The sequence below is a fragment of the Actinosynnema sp. genome, from assembly GCF_052038725.1.
The window spans coordinates 1-3,518 of sequence record NZ_JBQGCX010001502.1 but is presented as its reverse complement, the minus strand read 5'-3'; the positions used below and the strand labels follow the sequence as shown (position 1 = coordinate 3,518).

Here is a 3,518-nt window from a genome sequence, read left to right as displayed (position 1 = left end):
GGGCAGGTCCTCGCTGTTGTTGCTGAACGTCGAGGTGTCCGACAGGACCCGGCGCACGTCCTCGTGCCTGCTCACCACCCACGCGTCCAGCCCCATCGGGGTGCGCTCGCGCCGGATGCCGCCGGAGTCGCGCAGCTCGGTGAGCGCGGGGTGGGGGTCGAAGCCGTTCCTGCGCATGTGCACCGGCAGTTCCGGCGCCGGACGCACGGCGGTCTCGCTCACGGTGTTCTCCTGCCATCAGGCGACGAGCGTTCTGATAGATGGCTATCACATAAGCGGAGCGCGGTCGACCCTGTCGGCAGGGTGACCATCGGGTGGTCGCAGCGCTGCCGCCCGACCGGAGCAGCGCGCTGCGGGGGGAGGAGCCCCGCACCCCGCGCCCACCCCGCCCCCGGTCGTACCCTCGTCCCATGCGGACACGCCCGACCCTCACCTGGACCGCCACCGGCGACCCGCTGCCCAGGACGACCTCGCTCACCCCGCTGGTCGACCTGCTGCGCCCCGGTCGCGCGCTGGTGCTCAGCGGGGCGGGCCTGTCCACCGAGTCCGGCATCCCCGACTACCGGGGCGCCGAGGGCAGCCTGCGCAAGCACACCCCGATGACCTACCAGGACTTCACCGCCTCGGCCGAGGACCGCCGCCGCTACTGGGCGCGCGCCCACGTCGGCTGGCGCGCCATGCGCCGCGCCGAGCCCAACGACGGCCACCGCGCCGTCGCCGCCCTCCAGCGCGCGGGCCTGGTCGACGCGGTCATCACCCAGAACGTCGACGGCCTGCACCAGGACGGCGGCGCCACCGACGTCGTCGAGCTGCACGGCAGCCTCCACCGCGTGATCTGCCTGGACTGCGCCGCCACCACCGACCGCGCCGAGCACGACGCCCGGCTGCACGAGGCCAACCCCGGCTTCACCACCACCGCGGACCGGGTCAACCCGGACGGCGACGCCGACCTGCCCGCCGAGGCCGTCGCGGGCTTCCGCGTGGTGGACTGCGCCCGCTGCGGGGGCGTCCTCAAGCCCGACGTCGTCTTCTTCGGCGAGAACGTCCCGCCCGAGCGCGTGCGCCGCTGCTACGACCTGGTCGACGCCGCCGACACCCTCCTCGTCCTCGGCTCCTCGCTGACCGTCATGTCCGGCCTGCGGTTCGTGCGCCACGCCGCCAAGTCCGGCAAGCCCGTCGCCATCCTCAACCGGGGCATCACCAGGGGCGACGACCGCGCCGCCGTCCGCGTCGACCGCGAGCTGGGCCAGGCGCTGAGCGAGCTGGTCGACCTGCTCGGCGCGCGCTGAGGCCGGGCCACGGGACGAGCCGCAGGACGAGACCGAGGACGCGACGTGCCCCCACACACCCCCGGCCCCACCGCCGACCATCACCCGACCGGGCACAATCAGGTGCACACCTCACCTGGAATGGCGCGCGCATGTGGATGGTCTGGCTGCTCGGAGCGGCCGTGCTGGTGATCGCCGGTTTCGGCGCGGCGTTCGTCCCGCGCGCCCGCGCCAGCGCCCGGACCGCCGTCGTGGCCCGCTCCACCGCGCTCGCCGCCATCGACAGCGCCGCGATCAGCCGCGACGCGGGCGGCTGGTACTGCCCGGAGGCCGAGCGCCTGCTCGCCCGCGCCGAGCTGCTCATGGCCAACCGGGGCGGCGCCGCCTCCGCGCGCGTCGCCGCCGACTGCGCCCGCCGCGCCGAGCGGCTGTGGCGGGGGAGCTTCCATGGCTGAGGCCCCGGTGCTCCGCGCGGTGCGGTTCGCCGCGCTGGCCATCGCGGTCGTCGTGCTCGTGGTGTTCCTGCTCGCCCAGCGCCGCGCCGTCGACGTCAGCTACGGCGAGTCCCCGTCACCGCGCGAACCCGTGCCCGAGGGCGCGGCGGGCGAGCTGGCGGGCCTGACCGTGCCCAGCGTGGAGGAGATGACCGCGCTGGTCGAGGCCGCCCCGGTGGTCCGGCTGCCGGGGGCCACCGCAACCTGGGACGAGGCGCTGGTCGACGCCGCCGTCGCGGGCACCGACGGGCGCGTCCTCGGCGCCCCCGCCGGGCTCGACGAGGACGAGCGCGACCGGGTCCGCGACGTCGAGAACGCCACCGTCCTGGTCATTGGCACCGAGGTCACCGACGGCGTCAACCAGGCCTACCCGGACACCATCCCCGGCTGGCGCGCCCAGTTCGCGCTCGCCGACGTCACCAACGAGGTGCTCGACCTGGTCGCGCTGCACGTCGGCGACCTCGCGCCCGCCGACGTCGACCCGTTCCGCAGGCGCGAGCCGACCCCGCAGGAGCTGGAGGCGGTCGCCGCCGACCTGCGCGACGGCCTGCCGCACGTCGCCCCCGGAGCCGCGCTCGACGAGGTCCCGGACAAGCCCGACGCGTTCCCCGGCGACGCGCTCTACGCGGTGTTCCCGGTGCAGGAGCGCGACGCGCCCGTCCCCGACTACGGCTCCGCGCTCACCGCGGTGTTCCCGGACCGGCCCGTCGTGGTCATGTACGGCAACTGGGTCGAGTACCACGGCCCGCACGCGGACGACTTCGCCGAGGTCGCCGCCGCCAGCTTCTACGGCCAGTTCTCCGACCGCATCGACGCCTACGCCTACCCGCAGGCGGTGATACTGGCCGCCTACCTGGACCGGGTCACCGACCTGCGCTACGCGGGCCTGTTCGACCGCCCCCTGCCCTACCGGGCGCCCGACCCGCTCGACATCGCGCTGCCCGCGCTGCCGTGGGCGTTCACCGGCTGCGTCGCGGCGTTCCTGGCGCTCAGCGCCCGCGCCGCGCGGGTGCGCCCCGGCGAGCCGCGCACCAGCCCGGCCCGGCTCGCCGCGCTGTCCGCGCTCGCCGTCGAGGTGTCCGCGCTCAGCCGCGACGCCTCGCTCACGCGCGGGCTCGCCCGCCTCGGGTCGGCCCGCGAGGCGCTGGAGACCGGGCTGCCCGAGGCCCACGTGCGCCGCCTGCTCGACGCCGCCGAGGCCGAGCTGGACACCACCGCCAGGCAGCTCGGCCGACCCGACTACCGGCCGTCCGCCTACCTGCGCGGGAGCCTCGCGTGAGGCGCGTCCCGGCCGCGTGCGCGGCGGTCCTCGTGGCCTGCCTGGCCCTCGCCGGGTGGGCGGTGTGGAGCGGCGGGCTGTTCGACGGGCCCGCCGCGCGGCAGGTCGCCCAGTCCTCGGTGTACGCGGCGCCCGGCGTCGAGCTCGACCAGGCGGCGGCCGAGCGGATCATCGGCAACCGCAGGCTCGTCGTGGTGTTCCTGGAGCCCGAGGCGGACCTGCGCGACGGCTGCGACGACCTGGAGCGCGCCGCCGACGGGACCGTCGTGCTGCTGCTGAGCCGGGAGGGCGGCGAGTACGCCAGCTACGGGTGCGCGCTGCTGCCGGGGCGGGGCGAGGAGAACTTCGGGCGGGCGTTCGTGGCGGAGCTGGCGATCCGCCGGGGCGTGCACCAGTTCGCCGACCGGCCCCTGGAGGCGCTGAAGATCGTCGCGGTGAACTACGACCAGCTCGTGCGCGCCGGGACCGTGCCCGACG

At 76.0% G+C, this 3,518-nt stretch carries 3 protein-coding genes and 2 pseudogenes; 4 read left to right on the top strand and 1 reads right to left on the bottom strand.

Features of this window, described 5'->3' with window-relative positions; genetic code table 11:
- Window positions 1-222 (bottom strand): annotated as a pseudogene (locus ACTUAL_RS31710) (cytochrome P450); the annotation flags it as partial.
- A gap of 188 nt (window positions 223-410) precedes the next feature.
- Here ACTUAL_RS31710 and ACTUAL_RS31705 point away from each other — a divergent pair.
- From ACTUAL_RS31705 to ACTUAL_RS31690, 4 genes and pseudogenes are all read left to right on the top strand, one after another.
- Complete coding sequence (locus tag ACTUAL_RS31705; protein WP_440902800.1) at window positions 411-1,289, top strand: NAD-dependent protein deacetylase; 879 nt, start codon at window positions 411-413, stop codon at window positions 1,287-1,289.
- 131 nt (window positions 1,290-1,420) lie between these two features.
- Window positions 1,421-1,723 (top strand): DUF6403 family protein, encoded by a 303-nt coding sequence (locus tag ACTUAL_RS31700; RefSeq protein WP_096492489.1) that lies wholly within the window; start codon window positions 1,421-1,423, stop codon window positions 1,721-1,723.
- Complete coding sequence (locus ACTUAL_RS31695; RefSeq protein WP_440902799.1) at window positions 1,716-3,041, top strand: hypothetical protein; 1,326 nt, start codon at window positions 1,716-1,718, stop codon at window positions 3,039-3,041. Before ACTUAL_RS31700 ends, ACTUAL_RS31695 begins: the two co-directional genes overlap by 8 nt.
- Window positions 3,038-3,518, top strand: a pseudogene (locus ACTUAL_RS31690) (hypothetical protein); the annotation flags it as partial. The gene ACTUAL_RS31695 and the pseudogene ACTUAL_RS31690, both read left to right, overlap by 4 nt.

Bases quoted from the DNA above. Each gene is read 5' to 3' on its own strand.
- ACTUAL_RS31705 (WP_440902800.1), top strand. From the start codon at position 411: ATGCGGACACGCCCGACCCTCACCTGGACCGCCACCGGCGACCCGCTG.
- ACTUAL_RS31700 (WP_096492489.1), top strand. From the start codon at position 1,421: ATGTGGATGGTCTGGCTGCTCGGAGCGGCCGTGCTGGTGATCGCCGGT.
- ACTUAL_RS31695 (WP_440902799.1), top strand. From the start codon at position 1,716: ATGGCTGAGGCCCCGGTGCTCCGCGCGGTGCGGTTCGCCGCGCTGGCC.